Annotated in this window: 19 protein-coding genes; 15 read left to right on the top strand and 4 right to left on the bottom strand. The window is 31.3% G+C overall.

What is annotated here, in order from left to right; all coding sequences use genetic code 11:
• Positions 1-16: 16 nt before the first annotated feature.
• From B4E95_RS01035 to B4E95_RS01020, 4 genes are all read right to left on the bottom strand, one after another.
• Complete coding sequence (locus B4E95_RS01035; RefSeq protein ID WP_291089230.1) at positions 17-922, bottom strand: GYDIA family GHMP kinase; 906 nt, start codon at positions 920-922, stop codon at positions 17-19.
• 5 nt (positions 923-927) lie between these two features.
• Complete coding sequence (gene fabD, locus B4E95_RS01030) at positions 928-1,806, bottom strand: ACP S-malonyltransferase (RefSeq protein ID WP_280062458.1); 879 nt, start codon at positions 1,804-1,806, stop codon at positions 928-930.
• Positions 1,807-1,859: 53 nt separating this feature from the next.
• Complete coding sequence (locus B4E95_RS01025; RefSeq protein ID WP_291089225.1) at positions 1,860-3,764, bottom strand: glycosyltransferase; 1,905 nt, start codon at positions 3,762-3,764, stop codon at positions 1,860-1,862.
• A 103-nt stretch (positions 3,765-3,867) separates the two neighbouring features.
• Positions 3,868-4,683, bottom strand: a complete 816-nt coding sequence (locus B4E95_RS01020) for a 2,3,4,5-tetrahydropyridine-2,6-dicarboxylate N-succinyltransferase (protein WP_291063305.1) — start codon at positions 4,681-4,683, stop codon at positions 3,868-3,870.
• A 91-nt stretch (positions 4,684-4,774) separates the two neighbouring features.
• Here B4E95_RS01020 and ruvX point away from each other — a divergent pair, with 91 nt between their 5' ends.
• From ruvX to B4E95_RS00945, 15 genes are all read left to right on the top strand, one after another.
• Positions 4,775-5,188 (top strand): Holliday junction resolvase RuvX, encoded by a 414-nt coding sequence (gene ruvX / locus B4E95_RS01015; protein WP_038333513.1) that lies wholly within the window; start codon positions 4,775-4,777, stop codon positions 5,186-5,188.
• Positions 5,189-5,232: 44 nt separating this feature from the next.
• Positions 5,233-5,808 carry a peptide deformylase gene (gene def / locus B4E95_RS01010; protein WP_114999818.1) on the top strand — a complete coding sequence of 192 codons (576 nt, stop codon included), beginning with the start codon at positions 5,233-5,235 and terminating at the stop codon, positions 5,806-5,808.
• Positions 5,809-5,828: 20 nt separating this feature from the next.
• Positions 5,829-6,425, top strand: a complete 597-nt coding sequence (locus B4E95_RS01005; protein WP_291063303.1) for a DUF5606 domain-containing protein — start codon at positions 5,829-5,831, stop codon at positions 6,423-6,425.
• A gap of 6 nt (positions 6,426-6,431) precedes the next feature.
• The gene (gene mazG, locus B4E95_RS01000; protein ID WP_221854588.1) at positions 6,432-7,202 is read left to right on the top strand and encodes a nucleoside triphosphate pyrophosphohydrolase; all 771 of its coding nucleotides are present in this window, start codon (positions 6,432-6,434) and stop codon (positions 7,200-7,202) included.
• A gap of 333 nt (positions 7,203-7,535) precedes the next feature.
• Positions 7,536-9,527, top strand: coding sequence for an excinuclease ABC subunit UvrB (uvrB, locus tag B4E95_RS00995; protein WP_291089221.1), 1,992 nt, complete (start codon positions 7,536-7,538; stop codon positions 9,525-9,527).
• A gap of 120 nt (positions 9,528-9,647) precedes the next feature.
• Positions 9,648-10,367, top strand: coding sequence for a DUF4846 domain-containing protein (locus tag B4E95_RS00990; RefSeq protein ID WP_291089218.1), 720 nt, complete (start codon positions 9,648-9,650; stop codon positions 10,365-10,367).
• Positions 10,368-10,452: 85 nt separating this feature from the next.
• Positions 10,453-11,613 carry a cysteine desulfurase family protein gene (locus B4E95_RS00985; protein ID WP_221854591.1) on the top strand — a complete coding sequence of 387 codons (1,161 nt, stop codon included), beginning with the start codon at positions 10,453-10,455 and terminating at the stop codon, positions 11,611-11,613.
• Positions 11,613-12,137 carry a CvpA family protein gene (locus tag B4E95_RS00980; RefSeq protein WP_291089215.1) on the top strand — a complete coding sequence of 175 codons (525 nt, stop codon included), beginning with the start codon at positions 11,613-11,615 and terminating at the stop codon, positions 12,135-12,137. The genes B4E95_RS00985 and B4E95_RS00980 overlap by 1 nt, the downstream gene beginning before the upstream one ends.
• 199 nt (positions 12,138-12,336) lie before the next feature.
• Positions 12,337-13,713, top strand: a complete 1,377-nt coding sequence (gene rmuC, locus B4E95_RS00975; protein WP_291065514.1) for a DNA recombination protein RmuC — start codon at positions 12,337-12,339, stop codon at positions 13,711-13,713.
• A gap of 31 nt (positions 13,714-13,744) precedes the next feature.
• Positions 13,745-14,683: a hypothetical protein gene (locus B4E95_RS00970; protein ID WP_114999803.1), complete on the top strand. Its 939-nt coding sequence runs from the start codon at positions 13,745-13,747 to the stop codon at positions 14,681-14,683.
• Between the two features lie 76 nt (positions 14,684-14,759).
• On the top strand, positions 14,760-15,740 hold the full coding sequence (locus B4E95_RS00965) for a hypothetical protein (protein ID WP_291089212.1): 981 nt from the start codon (positions 14,760-14,762) through the stop codon (positions 15,738-15,740).
• Positions 15,741-15,847: 107 nt separating this feature from the next.
• Positions 15,848-17,548 (top strand): lysine--tRNA ligase, encoded by a 1,701-nt coding sequence (gene lysS / locus B4E95_RS00960; RefSeq protein WP_291064055.1) that lies wholly within the window; start codon positions 15,848-15,850, stop codon positions 17,546-17,548.
• Positions 17,549-17,640: 92 nt separating this feature from the next.
• On the top strand, positions 17,641-18,489 hold the full coding sequence (locus tag B4E95_RS00955; RefSeq protein ID WP_291089208.1) for an RHS repeat-associated core domain-containing protein: 849 nt from the start codon (positions 17,641-17,643) through the stop codon (positions 18,487-18,489).
• On the top strand, positions 18,479-18,925 hold the full coding sequence (locus B4E95_RS00950; protein WP_291089206.1) for a hypothetical protein: 447 nt from the start codon (positions 18,479-18,481) through the stop codon (positions 18,923-18,925). Before B4E95_RS00955 ends, B4E95_RS00950 begins: the two co-directional genes overlap by 11 nt.
• A 21-nt stretch (positions 18,926-18,946) precedes the next feature.
• A partial coding sequence (locus B4E95_RS00945) for a hypothetical protein (RefSeq protein WP_291089203.1) occupies positions 18,947-19,138 on the top strand: 192 nt, incomplete at its 3' end.

Genomic DNA, 19,138 nt, shown 5'->3' with positions numbered 1-19,138 from the left:
TAAATCTGCTTTTTTGTTATTTTATCATTTCAGAAAACGGAATAATAATCTCATATCCTTTTTCTTTAAAATAATCGTTCATTCCTTCTCTATACGTCACTAAAACAAAATCTCCGCCCCAAGCTCCGAGGCTTTTTACAGCTCCTAAATAATCAGGAAAATGCAATTCTTTGACTTGCGAAATTTGCATAAAATCTCCTAATCGTGCTTGATATTCATCTAAAATAGATTCTAAATCAGTTAAATTCTCAACTTTAGTTGCTTGAACAACCAAATCAGAAAGCTCTTGAATCATTTTCCAATCTTTTGATTTGTTCTTATAATGATTTCCAACAACGGCTTGTGTATCTTGCTTTTGATTAAGATAAACAAAATAAAGTTGATCTTTAAAATTCCAATTCAATTCTAAATCTTCTACTTCGATAGGATTATTCGAAAACAAAATGGGCTGATGATGATGCGCACATGCAATATCATAACCACTTGTATTGAAGGTTAATTGATTCAGTTCAAACGGATTTATTTCAATCCATTGGCTAATTAAATCAATCAAAGTCGAGCTACTTCCCAATCCCCATTCTTGCGGATATTCTAACTTCGTTAAACATTGATAACTATTATTAGAATTGAAAAAATCAGGATTTAACGATTTAGCTTGTTTTAAAATCATTTGTAATGATTGACTTAATTTATCATTTGTAGAAGAAATTATTTCTAAATCATTCAATCTAATTTCAGCTTCAAACCAAATAGAATTATCAAATTTTGTCGCTTTCCAAGTGATTAAATTTTCTGTTTCTGATGAATTTTCTACAAACAAACATTGCCCATATTTCGTGGGCAATGCAAATGCTTTCGCTCCATCAATTACAATATATTCCCCGATAAGGAATAATTTTCCATTGGAACGGTATGTTTTCATTTATTTTAGATTTGTGCCGAAGAAGTCGCAACCTCTCTGTTTATTTTCTTCACTAAACCTTGTAAAGTGTTTCCTGGTCCAACCTCAATAAATTCAGTCGCACCATCAGCAATCATATTTTGTACAGATTGCGTCCATTTTACAGGAGCAGTTAATTGTGCAATCAAGTTTTTCTTGATTTCTGCAGGATCTGTAACGGCAGTTGTACTTACATTTTGATATACTGGACAAATTGGCGTATTGAATGTTGTTTCTTCAATGGCTTTTGCTAATTCTTCTTCTGCAGGTTTCATTAAAGGTGAATGAAAAGCTCCACCAACAGGTAAAACTAAAGCACGTTTTGCGCCTAATTCTTTCAATTTTTCACATGCTACGTTAACCGCTTCAATCTCTCCAGAAATCACTAATTGACCTGGGCAATTGTAATTTGCAGCAACTACAACTCCATCAATTTCTGCACAAGCATCTTCAACAATTTTGTCTTCTAATCCTAAAATTGCAGCCATTGTTGATGGATTAGCTTCACAAGCAGCTTGCATTGCTAAAGCACGTTTGTACACTAATTTTAATCCAGATTCAAAATCTAACGTTTCATTTGCAACTAAAGCAGAAATTTCTCCTAAAGAATGTCCTGCAACCATTTCTGGTTTAAAATCTGGTAAAGTTTTCGCTAAAATAACAGAATGTAAAAAAACTGCAGGTTGTGTAACTTTTGTTTGTTTTAGGTCTTCTGCAGAACCTTCAAACATAATTGATTTTATATCAAATCCTAAGATTTCGTTTGCTTTATCAAATAATTCTTTTGCGATTTCAGAATTTTCGTACAAGTCTTTACCCATTCCAGAGAATTGAGCACCTTGTCCTGGAAAAACATATGCTTTCATTGTATTATTTTTAATGTATGACAAATGTATAATAAAATCCTAAACTTCTTTATTTAACCTAAGTTTTGATTTTCTTTTCTATAAATTTCGTCCAAATATTTATAACGATTTGCAACAGAAATTGCATGTAGTTTTGCAATTGTATAACCATCTTTTCCATCTAAAAAACCAAGTCTCATTACGAAATAATTTAAAAAACGATAGGCAGGTTTTATAATATAATGATAAAATGATGGTTTCAGATTTTTAAGACGAAGTTCTTGTGCTCGTAAGCGAGAATAACTATTCAGTTTGTCTAAATATTCTTGTTCATTATCAAATGTAAAATGATCAAGTTTGTTTGTTAAATAACCTGTTCTACCATTACATTCTATAATCTCATGAACCATTCTATCTGATTTGTATTGAGATTTAGATTTTTTAAAAATTCGAACAGCTTTATCATTTTGCATGCCCGAATATTTGATATGCTTCTTCTTAAAAAAGAATTTTCTATAAACATAATACGCATCAAATTTTGGCTGATTTTTAATAGTAGAAACCATCTCTTTTATCAATTCTGAAGGAATCCCTTCGTCGGCATCAAAAAAGGTAACCCATTCGTTATTTGCCAGTGAAATGGAATAGTTTCGTTGACTCGTAAAATTATCAAACTTACGTTTTACAAATTTTACTTTAGGATTTTGCAACGCTATTTCCTCTGTTTTATCAGTGCTATAAGAATCTACTATAATTATTTCTTCAGCATATTGTCCAACATGATTTAAATATCGTTGGATGTTTTTCTCTTCATTATAAGTTATTAGTAAAGCTGTAATTTTAGTAGACATTGATTCTATAGAATAATCTTTTTGAGTTTCTAATTCAACGCTTTTATCTGATTTAAATTGTCGTTCAATTTCATTCTGATCAAGAAATTTTTGTAATTTGTCTTTAAACAATTCAAAATCAAAGAATGAATAGAATTCATCAACTCGTTTTTTTATTCTTCGGTTATTTAGATCTGCAAACTTTTCGGGAAAATAATCTTTCAAATGAACACTTGTGTGATTAATTCCATCTTCGAAAGTTGCCCAAACTTTTTTATCAATCCAAGGAGAAAAAATAATAAATGATCTTTTCCCTAAAGCTTTCGACATATTAATTGCCCCTCCATCATTTCCAACAATCACATCACATTCATTTGCAATTGCAATAAATTGACGCAAATCATTACCCAACAATTCAAAATAAACTTTCGATTTGGTTTCATCAGATAATTGATTATAAACTTCCTTGGCTTGTGGTAACTGTTTCGGAAAATAATTGAATAAAATATTGACATTATAATGTTGACCAATAAAATCAATCATTTTTGCCATTTCATTCAACGGATAAGTTTTTGAAGGATCAGAACCAAGCAAACTAATCATAACCGTTTTACGAGTAGAATCAACTTGATGTTTTGTAAATAAATCTTTCGCAAAGTTTATTTCTTCTTCTGTTAAATATAATTTTGGTTCTGTAGCCAAAGGAATTTTAATTCCTAAAGGCTTCAATAAAGACAAACGATGTTCGATTGCTAAACCTAAATATGAATTTGGTTCGTCATGTTTTTCTACATTATCTGTATACAAAAACGTTCTTCCAATCTTTTTGTACGATATTTTTTTTGGTGCGTTATTGATAAAAACATCTACCCAACTCTGTAATTTTGAGTAAGCATCAATTACAATATCGTATTTATTTTGATTAACTTTTTTCGAGAATTTAATCAAATTCATCAAACCTTTGTTTTCTTTTTCATCGAAGACAATTTTATGATCGATGTATGGATTATTCTCTAAAACAGGCAAAGTATTACTATTGATTAAATAATCAACAATAGCATTTGGATAAGCTTTTTTGATATTTTCGCACAACAATGATGTGATTAAAACATCGCCTATCATCTTGTGTTGGATAATCAAAATTTTCATAAAACATAGTTATAAAGCAAAACTACTAAAATATGTTTGATTCGAAAATAAAAAAATCCTCAACAAAACCGCTGAGGATTATATTTTATAAAATTTATTCTACTTAAACCGCCACATTATGCTCGCGTAATGCATCGTTTAATGAAGTTTTTTTATCTGTAGACTCTTTACGAGTTCCGATGATCAAAGCACATGGAACTTGGTATTCACCTGCAGCAAATTTCTTTGTGTAAGAACCTGGAATAACTACTGAACGAGCAGGAACATAACCTTTGATTTCTACTGGTTCGTCACCTGTAACATCAATAATTTTAGTTGATGCTGTTAACACTACATTTGCTCCTAAAACCGCTTCTTTACCTACACGAACTCCTTCTACAACGATACAACGAGATCCGATGAACGCATTATCTTCAATAATTACTGGCGCAGCTTGCAATGGCTCTAAAACTCCACCAATTCCTACACCACCAGATAAATGAACATTTTTCCCAATTTGAGCGCAAGAACCTACAGTAGCCCAAGTATCAACCATTGTTCCTTCGTCCACATACGCACCAATGTTTACATAAGAAGGCATTAAAATAACTCCCGTAGAAATATACGCACCATAGCGAGCAACAGCATTGGGAACAACACGAATTCCTTTTTCAGCATAGTTACGTTTCAATTCCATTTTATCATGGTATTCAAAAATTCCTGCTTCTAAAGTTTCCATTTTCTGAATTGGGAAATACATTACAACTGCTTTTTTCACCCATTCGTTTACTTGCCAATCTTCACCTACTGGTTCTGCACAACGTAATTGTCCGTTATCTATTAACTCAATTACTTCACGAATTGCAGTTTGTGTTGACTCTTCTTGTAACAATTCTCTATTGTACCAAGCTTTTTCTATGATTTGTTTTAAATTCTCCATCTTTATTAATAATAGCCACAAATATAAAAATTATAATCAAGGGATTTCAAAGAGATTATTTATTATTGAATCGTTTTTTTAAATTTGCTAAATGTCACGAATATTAGCGTTAGATTACGGAGGAAAAAGAACAGGCGTTGCCGTAACCGATGAATTGCAAATTATAGCTTCGCCAGTTGATACAATTGATACATCAAAATTGATGGATTTCTTGAAACAATATATCGAGAAAGAAAACGTTTCTGACCTTGTAGTTGGATTATCTGTTCGTTTTTCAGGAGAATTAAATGAGATAGAAAATCAAATTCAACCTTTTTTGAAAAAATTTTCTGAACAATTTCCGTTGATTAAAATTCATCGTGAAAATGAGATGTTTACCTCAAAAATGGCTTCTCAAGCAATGTTTGCTGGAGGAATGAAAAAGAAAAAACGTCAAGAAAAAGGAATGGTCGATAAAGTGAGTGCCGTAATAATTTTACAATCATTTTTATCACATAAACTATAACAAATTGTATCTTTGCCGTTAAATTAATAAAAAAAGATCAGAAAATGGTATTACCAGTTGTAGCTTACGGAGATCCTGTCTTGCGTAAAGTTTCACAAGAAATCGATCAAGATTATAAAAATTTACAAGAACTGATCCAAAATATGTTCGATACAATGTATGACTCTAACGGAGTTGGTATCGCAGCACCTCAGATCGGGAAAGATATACGTTTATTTGTTGTTGATTGCTCGCCTTTCGAAGAAGATGAAGATTATGATGATGTAAAAGATGAATTAAAAGATTTCAAACGTGTTTTCATCAATCCAAAAAAAATCAGTAGTTCAGAAGGAGACGAATGGGCTTTTACAGAAGGATGTTTGAGTATTCCTCACATTCACGAAGATGTAACACGTCCAGAATCGGTAACTTTAGAATATTTTGATGAAAATTGGGTGAAACATACCGAAACTTTTTCGGATATTCGCGCTCGAGTTATTCAACACGAATACGATCATTTGGAAGGAAAGCTTTTTATTGACTATATTTCGAGCTTTAAAAAGAAATTAATAAGTAATAAATTAAAAAATATAACAAAAGGGAAAGTAAACACGAGTTACAAAATGAAATTCCCTTCATAGACCCTTAAACATAATAGAATATGGATTTATCAAGAGTTATCGCAATTTCAGGAAAACCAGGATTATACCGTTTAGTTTCTCAAACAAGAGGTGGTTTTGTTGTTGAAGATTTAGAAAAAGGTAAAAAAATCTCAATCGCTTCTAACTACAATGTTAGTTTATTAGACAACGTTGCTATTTACGGAGTATCACAAGAATTTCCTTTGGCTGAAGTTTTCTTCAGAATTTACAAAAAAGAAAACGGAGGAGAAACGATCGATTACAAAACTTCTGGTACAGAATTGCGTAAATATATGGAAGAAGTTTTACCAGAATATGACGATTCAAGAGTTTATGATTCTGATTTGAAAAAATTATTCCAATGGTATAATATCTTACACAAAAACGGATTATTAAACATCGACTTAGCTGCTGTAGAAGCTGCAATGGCTGCTCAACAAGCACAAGAAGCTCCTGTTGCTGAAGTAGAAGCTACAGAAGAAGTTGTTGTGGAAGAAAAACCAAAAAAGAAAGCTCCTGCTAAAAAGGCTGCTGACAAAAAAGAGGCTGAAGAAAAACCAGCTAAAAAAACTGCTGCTAAAAAAACAACAGCAAAAAAAGATAAAGACGCTGAATAATTAGAGATGAATACACGTAAAGATCAATTACAGGCTTTCGAAAGATTGTTGGATATAATGGATGAATTACGTGAAAAATGTCCGTGGGATCGTAAACAAACAATGGAAACATTGCGTACGTTATCTATCGAAGAAATTTATGAACTTTCGGATGCTATCATCGAAAAAGATTCGGATGAAATAAAAAAAGAACTAGGTGATGTTTTTCTTCACCTAGTTTTTTATTCTAAAATCGCATCAGAGCAAAACAACTTCGATGTTGCTGATGTTTTAAATGGTATTTGTGACAAATTAATTCATCGTCATCCACATATTTACGGGGATGTAGAAGTAAATACAGAAGAAAAAGTGCTTCAAAATTGGGAACAAATCAAGCTAAAAGAAGGCAATAAATCTGTACTTTCTGGCGTTCCTACTTCTCTCCCAGCAATGGTAAAAGCATACCGAATTCAAGACAAAGTAAAAGGTGTTGGATTTGAATTTGAAAATTCTGATCAAGTTATTGATAAAATTATCGAGGAAATTAATGAATTCAAAGAAGAACAAAATCCTACTGATAAAGAGATGGAATTTGGTGACATTTTATTTTCTTTAATTAATTATGGACGATTTAATGGCATCAATTCTGAAGATGCTTTAGAAAGATCGAACAAAAAATTTATCGCACGTTTTCAGAAAATAGAAGAAATCGCGAAAGAAAATGGTCAAAACATAGCTAATTTAACCATTTCCGAATTAGATAAATTATGGAATTTAGCGAAAAATTCGCTAGTGTAAACTTAACACTATAAAGTTTATTCAAATCAACGAAAACGTTGTAATCAGCTATTTTAACACTATTATAAATAACTTTTATCGACACCAATAAAACAAAGTATTACAAATTATTGTGCACGCACAGAAAACCGACATATATTTGCAATGGTTATAGCGGGCAATAGCTTGTAATAATGGAAGGAAGTTTGTTTACTAAGTAAACAGTTTTCTCATTTTTTTGTGGTTTTGATGAAAAGGTGACTTAAAGTCGCCTTTTTATTTTTTATAAACTTCTATTTAAAATCACAATTCATAACAATCCTTTTTTATCTGAATAATTTGTAAATTTGTAGAATGCAGTTTCAATTAAATTCTGAATTCAAGCCTACCGGTGATCAACCAAAAGCTATTGAAGAATTATCAAATGGTATTCTAAATAATGATCGTTATCAAACACTTTTGGGTGTTACAGGTTCTGGTAAAACATTTACAATCGCGAATGTTGTACAAGATGTGCAACGTCCAACTTTGGTTTTGGCACATAACAAAACGTTGGCGGCACAGTTGTATATGGAATTCAAAGAATTTTTTCCGAATAATGCAGTCGAATATTTCGTTTCTTACTATGATTATTATCAACCCGAGGCATATATTCCTTCGTCTGGAACCTATATCGAGAAAGATTTATCAATCAATGAAGAAATTGAAAAGCTTCGTTTAAGTACTACTTCTTCCCTACTTTCTGGTCGTCGTGATATTTTGGTTGTGGCTTCAGTTTCGTGTTTATATGGTATTGGAAATCCAACAGAATTTCATAAAAATGTGATTCAGATAGAAACGGGGCAAATTATTTCGAGAACAGCTTTTTTACATAAATTAGTTCAAGCTTTATATTCGAGAACAGAAGGCGCTTTTCAACGCGGAAATTTTAGAATTAAAGGTGATACATTAGATATTTTTCCTGCTTATGCGGATGATGGAATCAGAATTAATTTCTTTGGTGATGAAATCGAAGAAATCTCTGTTTTCAATGTTGAAACAGGTAAAACTTCAACTAAATTAGATAAAATTAATATTTATCCAGCCAATCTTTTTGTTACTTCTAAAGACACTTTAAATGGTGCAATTGCTGATATTCAGATCGATTTGGGTAAACAAGTTGAATATTATCATGAAATCGGAAAACATCTCGAAGCAAAACGTTTGCAAGAACGTACTGAATTCGATTTGGAAATGATCAAAGAATTGGGATATTGTTCTGGAATCGAGAATTATTCGAGATACTTAGACGGTCGCGAACCAGGAACTCGTCCATTCTGTTTGTTAGATTATTTCCCAGAAGATTATTTGATGGTGATTGATGAGTCGCACGTTACAGTTTCTCAAGTTCATGCAATGTATGGTGGAGACCGCTCGCGCAAGGAGAATTTAGTAGAATATGGTTTCCGACTTCCAGCTGCAATGGACAATCGTCCGTTAAAATTCGAAGAATTTGAAGCTTTACAAAATCAAGTGATTTATGTTTCAGCAACACCTGCGAATTATGAATTAGAAAAATCGGAAGGAGTTGTTGTAGAGCAAGTCATTCGTCCAACAGGATTATTAGATCCAATTATTGAAATTCGTCCTACGCAAAATCAAGTCGATGATTTGATGGAAGAAATCAATAAACGAGTAGAGTTAGACGAACGTGTTTTGGTCACTACTTTAACGAAACGAATGGCGGAAGAGTTAACGAAATATTTGACAAAATATGGCGTTCGATGTCGTTATATTCATTCTGACGTGGATACGTTAGAACGTGTTCAGATTATGGCTGATTTACGGGCTGGTTTATTTGATGTTTTGGTTGGTGTTAATCTTTTGAGAGAAGGTTTAGATTTACCTGAAGTTTCTCTGGTTGCAATTTTGGATGCTGATAAAGAAGGTTTCTTAAGAAGTCATCGTTCTTTAACGCAAACGGTTGGTCGTGCTGCTCGTAACGTGAATGGTTTGGCGATTATGTACGCAGATAGAATTACAGATAGTATGCAATTAACGATTGATGAAACAAATCGTCGTCGTGAAATTCAAATGAAATACAACAAAGATCACAATAAAGTTCCGCAAGCTTTAAACAAAAAAATAACGAAACTAAGTTTAGCTGCAGCAGATTTTGAAGAAAATCCTTACGAACAAAAACATTTGATTCAACAAGCAGCAGAGATTAATGAAAATTATTCGACAGAAGATAAAGAGAAATTGGTACAAAAATTGCAGAAAGAAATGGAAAATGCTGCAAAAAATTTAGATTTTATAAAAGCAGCCGAATTAAGAGATCAAATTCAACTCTTAACCAAAGAATAGCACGTTTTTTTCAACATTTCAATGAAAATTTTTAAGAATACATTTTTTTTAACTCTATCGTTTTTTACCATTTTATCATCTTGTAACACACAGATTTTAAAATCATCTTCAAATAATGAATTGCTTGAAAATGAAGAAAGTAGTTTAGTTCATACACGTGAATTAAAGATTTTCAAGAGATTTGATACTCTTGAAAAATTTAGTAGAAATCAAAATTATACGGGTTTTGGAAAATGGATAAATAATTTATCCTTAAAAAATAACAATACGCCTGTTTATACATTTGATGGACAAAAAAAATCTAATCCCAATATTTATGTTGGAGTTTTAGATTTGGAACAACCCAAGAAAAATGTTCAATTTAATTCAAATGCAATCATGAGTTTGCGTTTAGAATATTTTTACCGTGAAAAAAAATACAATGAAATAGATAAATTAGCGAAAGTTTTAGCGAATCCAATTACATATACAACATTTGTAAAAGGGGATTATTCTTATCCAAAATTCATGGATTATTTGACGCATTATTTAGAAAATAGCAATTCTCAAACAATTGCTCAACTTCTAAAACCTATTTCAATCAAAGAAATTCAAATTGGTGATGTATTTTTTCAAAAGGGAAATATAAAAAGTCATGCTGTAATGGTAATTGATTTAGCGAAAGATAAAAATGGGAATAAAATATTCATTTTGGCTCAAAGTTATTATCCAAGTCAAGACATTCATATTCTTTCTAATCCAAGCAACGATTTAATCTCACCATGGTATATTGCAAAAGAAGGCACACTTCTTACACCCGAGTGGAGATTTTTGTCTTCGGACTTGATGCGTTTTAAATAACATTTTACTTTTTCAATCCTTACATTTTACTTAAATTTGTTGTTCAAAGCCTCAAAGTAAACAACAATACAGTAAATAATCGATAATGCAAAGAGTATATTTAGACAATGCAGCAACCACAGCAATTCGTCCAGAAGTAGTTGACGAAATGGCAAATGTGATGAAAAATGTTTTCGGAAATCCATCTTCTACCCACGTTTTTGGTAGAGAAGCCAAGGCACTTATAGAAATGGCTCGAAAGAACATTGCCCAGCGTTTGAATGTTTCTCCTGCCGAAATTTATTTTACTTCTTGTGGGACAGAATCTAACAATACGATTATACGTTCTTGTGTAAATGATTTAGATGTTACACGTATCATTACTTCGGATATGGAGCACAAATGTGTACAAGAAAGTATCAAAGATTTAGAATATCGTGGAAAAGTTGAAGTAATCCGCATCAATATTCAGAAAAATGGAGACATTGATTATGCTCAATTAGAGGAATTGGTTAAAGATCAATCTAAAAAAACATTGGTTTCTTTGATGCATGCCAACAACGAAATTGGAAATTTAACAGATGTTAAACGTATTTCGCAATTGTGTCAAGAAAATAATACATTGTTCCACACAGATACGGTACAAACAGTTGGTCATTACGATTTAGATTTCCAAGATTTGGGAATGGATTTCGCTTCTTGTTCAGCGCACAAAATTCATGGACCAAAAGGTGCTGGATTTTTATATGCAAAAAAAGCTTCGCATTTAAAAGCCTTGATTGCTGGAGGAGGACAAGAAAGAGGAATGCGTTCTGGTACCGAAAATGTGTATGGAATTGTTGGGCTTTCGAAAGCTTTTGATTTAGCAATTGATGAGTTAGAAGCTCATGTTAATCACATCAAAGAAATTAAACAATATACAATCGATCAATTAAAATCAGCTATTCCAGAAGTTTCTTTCAATGGATTATCAGATGATTTAGACAAAAGTTTGTATGCATTATTAAGCATCAAATTACCATTCCATGATAGCTTAATCGGATTCGAATTAGAATTAGCTGGTATCGCTGTTTCACAAGGAAGTGCTTGCAGTTCTGGTGCAGCAAAAGTTTCATTAGTTATGCAAACATTGTACACAGAAGAAGAAATTGATCAAATGACGCCTTTACGTGTATCTTTTTCATACGAAACAACTAAAGAAGATATTGATGTCTTAGTTGGAACATTGAAAAAAATCGCTGAAAAACATCAATTACAAAACGCTTAATGTCTGATTTCAATCAACTTGATATTCTAATTTTAATTGCATTAGCTTTTGGTTTTATCAACGGATTTTTCAAAGGTTTTATTTCTCAATTAATTGGGTTAGTCGGTTTTTTTGTAGCTATTTGGTTAAGTTTCAAATTTTATCAAATCATCGAAGTTTATGTCGATTCATACAACATTGTAGCAGACAGTTTAACTTCTTTGGTTGCGTTAGTTATTACATTTACAATTGCTTTTTTCACGATAAAATTAGCGTCAAGTTTAACGCAAAAAACGGTAGAAGCAGTTGGTTTAGGAATCATTAATCGATTTAGTGGAGCGGCATTAGGATTAATAATCTCTTTACTTTTAACATCAAGTATTTTGTATTATATCGATCCGATTTTAGAACTAGGATTTAAAGAAACAAAAGACGAAAGCCAGATTTTACCAATTTTGAACGAAAGTTCTCAAATCATCAAAAATTCTATCTTCGAAACAAAAGATAATTTAAGGACAGAATCCCAAGATTCTATTCATTTATAATCATACAAAGACAGCTTTTTTCAAGCTGTCTTTTTTCTTAACATTAATTTTATAAAAGGCACAAAAATTATCTAAAGAGATCAAAACAATTAATTTAAGATCAAAAAACGATTCTTAGAAGTCGTTTTTTTATGATTTTATTTTTAATAACGACATATTGTGTCGTATAAAATCGTTCCTTTGTTTAAATTTTAAGATTATGAACAGCGCAATCATACTTTCATCCATCCTTTTTTTTATCATAGGAGCCGTTATCAGTTTTTTATATTCAAAATCGAAAGCAAATTCAGCCATAATTGGAAATGAAATAAAATACCAAGAACTTCATAAACAATATGATTCGCTAAAAAATGAATTTATCGAAATAAAAGATGATGCAAATTTCAATTTGGATCAATGGCAAAAAGAGCGCGAAAAAAATACAGAATTAACGGTTCGCCATCAAGAAGCAATGAAAGCTGTGGAGGATCAGAAATCGTTTATGCTCGAAACTAATGAACGATTAAAAGAGCAATTTGAAGCACTTTCAGCTCAAGTTTTGAAAAGTAATAACGAACAATTTCTTGATTTAGCGAAAACAACATTGGATAAACATTTTTCTAATTCTCAAAATGATTTAGAAAAACGTCAACAAGCAATTGATTCGTTAATCAAGCCATTAAATGAAAGCTTGAATAAATTTGACGGAAAAATATCCGAAATAGAAAAAGCTCGAGAAGGTGCTTATTCAGAAATTAAAGTTTTCTTAGATTCAATGCGTGGTACAACTGATAAATTGCTAAAAGAAACCAATACATTAGTTTCTGCTCTTAAAACTTCACACACAAGAGGAAAATACGGAGAAATTGGTTTGCGACGTGTGGTTGAATTTGCTGGAATGTCGTCTTTTTGTGATTTTGAAGAACAAACTTCTGTTCAATCAGAAAATGGTTTGCTTCGCCCAGATTTAATCGTTAATCTTCCTGGAAATCGAAAAGTAATTGTAGATTCTAAAGTTCCGTTAAACCAATATATGCTTGCGTTCGAAACGGAAGATGAAAATTTGAGAAAACATCATTTGCAAATGCACGCGAAAGCTGTACGCGAACATTTAAAGAATTTGAGTTCTAAGGCTTATTGGAATCAATACACAGAAGCACCCGATTATGTGGTGATGTATCTGCAAATTGAAAGTTCTTTTGGTGCTGCGTTAGAATTGGAGCGAACTTTGATAGAAGATGCACTAAACAATAGAATAATTATTGCAACACCAACTACTTTGATTACAATGCTTCGCACAATTGCGTTTAGCTGGCAACAATTAAATGTTGCGGAAAATATATATCAAATGCGAGATGCTGGAATAGAGTTATACAATCGTGTGAATGTTTTAATACAACATTTAGCTACGGTTGGTCATAATCTAAACCAAGCAACCCAAAGTTACAATAAAGCTATAGGTTCGCTAGAAAATCGATTTATTCCGCAGGTTAAAAAGCTGAAAGAAATCGGTGGAACTTTAATGGAAAAAGAAATTTCGGAAACTAAGCCAATTGATACAATGATTCGTTCAATAAATAACTTGGATATTCAATAATCATTCTATATTTGTACAACTTTTAGAGAGAATGAAAACAAGCCTATTTACCTTGATTTTACTATATTCTCCTGCTATTTTTGCGCAGGTGAATTTTGAAGAAAAATCTGTACAGGTAAAACCAAATTTAGAATTAAACAAAATATATAACTACTCATTTACAGATCGTAACTTTTCGATATCTGTAAATGACACGGTGTCTAAAGTCATCAACCAATCAAATAAATCGATGGAATTGGTTGACAAGAATGATTTTGCCAATAAGTATACATTTGTAAATGGTAAAAATCAATCTAATGATCCTGACGAATTTTACCGCGATTTTATCAATAATTCTGAAGGAATAGAATACGAATTCACAACAAATCCTTCTGGAGAATTTTTAGAATTATTAAATGTTCCTCAGATTGAAGAAAAACTGCTTAAAATAACAGATAAACTTGGCAAACAGCGCAAAAAATCTGATGATTATAAGGCAAATATTGCGTACATTGAGGAAATGGTCAAATCGAAAACATATGTTCCGTATGTTTTTGAGCAAGAAATTCACGTTTTCAATTATTTTAATGGACAATATTTTCGTTTAGGTGAAACATATGAAGGAAAATCTGTACAGGAAAATATTTTTGGATTTCCAATTTCTTCTACAACAAATACTTATCTAAAAGACATCAACAAAGAAAAAGGTACGTATACAATTGCTTCTGACCAAAATTTGAGCAAAGATGATTTTGAGAAATTATGGGAAGAAATGGCGTATTATATGTTGAATGACGCTAAACTGAATTTGTCGCAAGAACAGGTAAAAAAAGAAATCAAAAAATATTCAGAAACAGTTGAATTAAAAGTAAAATATGAAAATACATACGATTTGAATTCAATTTTAATCAAATCTGAATATTTATTTAGCTTAAACATTGGTTCTAAGAAAACAGTTAATCAATTAAGTATAAAACTTTTAAATGACTAAGTTTTATTTTTTAACGAATTTCAAACTTCATTTTAGATAATTTGCTCTATTTTTGAATTAGTTTGATTGCTTATAAATGAAAATTAACTTTACATATTATCTGTTTTTTCTATTTTTTTCGATAAAAATATTCGCTCAAGATCCTATTCAAGATACAATTTCACCGGTTGTTGAAAATGATACTATTTTTAATGCACCTCAGGAAACGATTATTTTCCCGAAAACATATTGGAATATTGGAAACGAAAAACGATATAATGTAACAACAAGTGAAGTGAAATTGGAAGATGATACGATTTCACATCAAGAACAATATACTTATAACGTTATTATTCAGATTGAAAATGTCTATCAAAATGAAACCATTGTAAAGTGGAATTTTAGAAATGTACAATTCAATTCAAAATCATTTTTAAATAATCCTTTTTCGTTAGTTAATAATGTTTCGATTTCCTTTAAAATAGATCAAGACGGACGATTTTTAGGTTATACAGATTTAGATAAAACGATTAAACAATTGGTTTTATCTTCAGAAGATTTAGAGAATAAATATTTGGATAATCCTACTGCGATTGCGTTAATCAAAAAGAATCTTCAACAATATTCTACAGAAGAAAATATTGTTAAATTATTTGACAAAGACATTCGTCAATTCCATCATTTTTATGGAAAAAGTAATTTTACTTTAAAAAGTGAGCCTTTTGTTTATAAGTCGTACTTGGACAATTTATTCAGCACTTCTCCTACTCCAGCGACAACAGAATTGAAATTGAATGAGATTGGAGTTTCGCAAACCAATTACATTATGTCAAGTTTTCAGGAAGCCGATAAAGATTGGTTGGCCAATTCTTGGTATACTTATCTAAAAGAATTAGCAACAAAATTAGGAACAGAACAACCATCTGAAAATAGATTGAAAGACGATATCAAATATTATGTAAAAACAACTTCTCGTATCAAAGATAATGGATGGATTTCGTATAGTATCGAAACCAAAAAGGTGAAATTTCAAGATACGGATTACACGTTAGAGCGTCGTTTTGAGTTAGTAGACTAAAACTCGCATCAATACTGATAATTCTTACATTATTAAATCATAAAAACTTCGTGAATCAAGATTATTTTTCATAATTTTGCATTCATTTTATATAAATTATATTCACTATGCAATTGTCTGAACAAGAAATTATTCGTAGAGAAAAACTACAACAATTAAGAGACTTAGGCGTTGAGCCTTACCCTGCCGAAGAATTCGTGGTAACTTCTAATTCTAAAGAAATTAAGGAAAAGTACGAAGAAGGAAAGGTTGTCAAGCTTGCCGGACGATTGATGAGTGTTCGTGTAATGGGGAAAGCTTCTTTCGCTGAGTTACAAGATAGCGAAGGTCGTGTACAGGTTTATATCTCGAGAGATGATATTTCTTCGTCTGAAGAAGGAATTGAGTACAATACAATTTTCAAGAAATTGATGGATATCGGAGATTTTATTGGAATTGAAGGATATGAATTCAAAACTAAAGTGGGTGAAATTTCTGTTCACGTAACAAAATTAACGTTGTTATCAAAAACTTTACGTCCATTACCAATTGTAAAAACTGACGACGAAGGTCATGTATTTGATGCTTTTACAGATCCAGAATTGCGTTACCGTATGCGTTACGTAGACATGGTTGTAAACCCACACGTGAAAGAAATTTTCTTAAAACGTACACGTTTATTCAATGCAATGCGTAATTTCTTCAACGATCGTGGATACATGGAAGTCGAAACTCCAGTTTTACAATCAATTCCTGGAGGTGCAGCAGCTCGTCCGTTTATTACGCATCACAATGCATTAGATATTCCATTATATTTAAGAATCGCGAACGAATTATATTTAAAGAGATTAATCGTTGGTGGTTTTGATGGAGTTTACGAATTTTCTAAAAACTTCCGTAACGAAGGGATGGATCGTACGCATAATCCAGAATTTACAGCAATGGAAATTTACGTTGCTTACAAAGATTACAACTGGATGATGGATTTCACAGAGCGATTATTAGAGCATTGTGCAATCGCTGTTAATGGAACTTCTGAAGCGACTTTTGGAGAGCATAAAATTGATTTCAAAGCGCCTTACAAACGTGTAACAATGCGTCAATCAATTATTGATTTTACAGGATTTGATATCGATGGAAAATCTGAAGCAGAATTATTTGAAGCTGCTAAAGGAATGGGAATCGAAGTTGATGAGACGATGGGTAAAGGAAAATTAATCGATGAAATTTTTGGTGAAAAATGTGAAGGAAACTACATTCAACCAACTTTCATTACAGATTATCCAAAAGAAATGTCTCCATTGACTAAAAAACACCGTGATAATCCGGAATTAACTGAGCGTTTCGAATTAATGGTTTGTGGAAAAGAAATTGCTAACGCATATTCGGAGTTAAATGACCCTATCGATCAACGTGAGCGTTTTGAAGCACAAATGGCTTTAGCTGATAGAGGTGACGACGAAGCTATGTTCATCGACCAAGATTTCTTACGTGCTTTAGAGTACGGAATGCCTCCAACATCAGGTTTAGGAATCGGAATGGACCGTTTGATTATGTTCTTAACAAATAATCCATCTATTCAAGAAGTTTTATTCTTCCCTCAAATGCGTCCAGAAAAAGCTGCACCAGCTTACGAATTGACAGAAGAAGAAACTCAAATTATTGAAATTTTAAAAGCTAACGAAAACATTGATTTGAATGAATTAAAATCCAAAGCTGCTTTAAGCGGTAAAAAATGGGACAAATCAATGAAAAATTTAGCAAAATATAACTTGACTAAAGTAACTGTAGACGGCGATGCCAAAACAGTTCTATATTTAGGAGAGTAAATTATTACCCTTTCATCTATATTTTTAAAAGCTCAACTTCGGTTGGGCTTTTTTTGTACGACCAATTCTTTTTAATTCATATATTTATGATAATGAATGGTTATAAGTACAAATACAACGGTAAAGAACTACAAACAGACTTAGACATCAATCTTTACGACTACGGAGCAAGAAACTACGATCCTGCGATTGGACGTTGGTTTAACATTGACTATTATTCAGAAAAGTATTATCCTGTTAGTCCATATATTTACGCTATAAATAATCCTGTAAATGTTATAGATCCTGATGGTAGAGATGTAATAGTTACAAATGAAGATGATCAAAGTTTATTTTTAAGTTACATACAAGACCAATTAGGAGAAAATCATGGTTTTTCATTTAATAAAAACGGTAAGTTAAATCATAAAAGTAGCAAAGAGCAACGAGAAAATAAAAAAGGTTATAATAAGGAGCAGAAAGATATTTTTTCTGGTCTAAAAGAAGTTTCTGAAGATTCAAACAGGCACATAGATGTTGCATTTACAAAGTCGACTGGAGATGTTGAAATTGATATTCAGGTTTTTGAAGTAACAGTAAAAGACGGTCAATTTATAGATACTAATAATTTAACCACATTAGCTACAGAAAAGGTAAATATAACTGATCGTGGAGGAGCTTTTTTTTATATACCAAGTGCTTTAGATAAAACTAATACTGCAAAATTAAGAATGAATTCTTCAAGAACAGATTCATCAGTGTTTGATGACGATAGTGGAGGAAAAACTGGTAATTGTTCTAGTTGTGCAATGATTCATGAGATATTAGATCATGGATTAGAATATATTAGGACAGTATCAAACACAAACTCCTCAAAAAATACTAAAAATGCTGTAAATTATCATAATAAGGCATTAAATAATAAAGGAAAAAAATCAAGAAGCAGTCATTATGGAGATTAAGAAAAAATTAATATTTTTCGCAATGTTTTTTATAGTTACAAATATCTTTTCCCAAGAAATTTCAATTGAAAAAATGAATAAAAATACATTGTTATTCAAATTTGAAAATAATACCGAAAACTCCATTGAAATTCCAAAGTTAATCTGGAGAACTTACAGTCCAAAAAAAAATAAATCATCTGGATTAATTAGTGATAATTATTATACATTGAAAAGAGATACTCTAATATTAGATTTAGAAAGGTCTGCCCCTAAATATTTTAAAGGTAGTATAAATGGTAAAGAAACAAATAATGATATTTTATTCTTAGATATAACATTAAAACCTAATGAAAAAAATCAACAAGAAATAAAAATAAAAAAAAATATTTTACAAAAATGTAATTATATCCAATTGTTATATAATAAAATAAATTATATAACACCATGCTGGTAAGGTAATGTTCAAGATGTATTAGTGATTTTCAACCCAACATTCACAATAAAGCAAAAGGCAAACGTTTGTTTGCCTTTTGTTATTTTATCAGTGTTGTATTCAAAAGAAAAACATCAGCTAAGTTCTCGCAGGGCTTGTCGTCTATTTAGCTTAAGAACATCCGTTTTTTATTATCAAAAAGTACGTAAAGATGAGGATGATAAAATACGTTTT

The sequence above is a fragment of the Empedobacter sp. UBA7494 genome (assembly GCF_002478465.1).
Classification (GTDB): Bacteria; Bacteroidota; Bacteroidia; order Flavobacteriales; family Weeksellaceae; genus Empedobacter; species Empedobacter falsenii_B.
Note: the sequence above shows the minus strand (reverse complement) of the source record. Positions and strands in the feature narration are given on the sequence as shown.

Bases quoted from the DNA above. Each gene is read 5' to 3' on its own strand.
- B4E95_RS01035 (WP_291089230.1), bottom strand. From the start codon at position 922: ATGAAAACATACCGTTCCAATGGAAAATTATTCCTTATCGGGGAATAT.
- fabD (WP_280062458.1), bottom strand. From the start codon at position 1,806: ATGAAAGCATATGTTTTTCCAGGACAAGGTGCTCAATTCTCTGGAATG.
- B4E95_RS01025 (WP_291089225.1), bottom strand. From the start codon at position 3,764: ATGAAAATTTTGATTATCCAACACAAGATGATAGGCGATGTTTTAATC.
- B4E95_RS01020 (WP_291063305.1), bottom strand. From the start codon at position 4,683: ATGGAGAATTTAAAACAAATCATAGAAAAAGCTTGGTACAATAGAGAA.
- ruvX (WP_038333513.1), top strand. From the start codon at position 4,775: ATGTCACGAATATTAGCGTTAGATTACGGAGGAAAAAGAACAGGCGTT.
- def (WP_114999818.1), top strand. From the start codon at position 5,233: ATGGTATTACCAGTTGTAGCTTACGGAGATCCTGTCTTGCGTAAAGTT.
- B4E95_RS01005 (WP_291063303.1), top strand. From the start codon at position 5,829: ATGGATTTATCAAGAGTTATCGCAATTTCAGGAAAACCAGGATTATAC.
- mazG (WP_221854588.1), top strand. From the start codon at position 6,432: ATGAATACACGTAAAGATCAATTACAGGCTTTCGAAAGATTGTTGGAT.
- uvrB (WP_291089221.1), top strand. From the start codon at position 7,536: ATGCAGTTTCAATTAAATTCTGAATTCAAGCCTACCGGTGATCAACCA.
- B4E95_RS00985 (WP_221854591.1), top strand. From the start codon at position 10,453: ATGCAAAGAGTATATTTAGACAATGCAGCAACCACAGCAATTCGTCCA.
- B4E95_RS00980 (WP_291089215.1), top strand. From the start codon at position 11,613: ATGTCTGATTTCAATCAACTTGATATTCTAATTTTAATTGCATTAGCT.
- rmuC (WP_291065514.1), top strand. From the start codon at position 12,337: ATGAACAGCGCAATCATACTTTCATCCATCCTTTTTTTTATCATAGGA.
- B4E95_RS00970 (WP_114999803.1), top strand. From the start codon at position 13,745: ATGAAAACAAGCCTATTTACCTTGATTTTACTATATTCTCCTGCTATT.
- B4E95_RS00965 (WP_291089212.1), top strand. From the start codon at position 14,760: ATGAAAATTAACTTTACATATTATCTGTTTTTTCTATTTTTTTCGATA.
- lysS (WP_291064055.1), top strand. From the start codon at position 15,848: ATGCAATTGTCTGAACAAGAAATTATTCGTAGAGAAAAACTACAACAA.
- B4E95_RS00955 (WP_291089208.1), top strand. From the start codon at position 17,641: ATGAATGGTTATAAGTACAAATACAACGGTAAAGAACTACAAACAGAC.
- B4E95_RS00950 (WP_291089206.1), top strand. From the start codon at position 18,479: ATGGAGATTAAGAAAAAATTAATATTTTTCGCAATGTTTTTTATAGTT.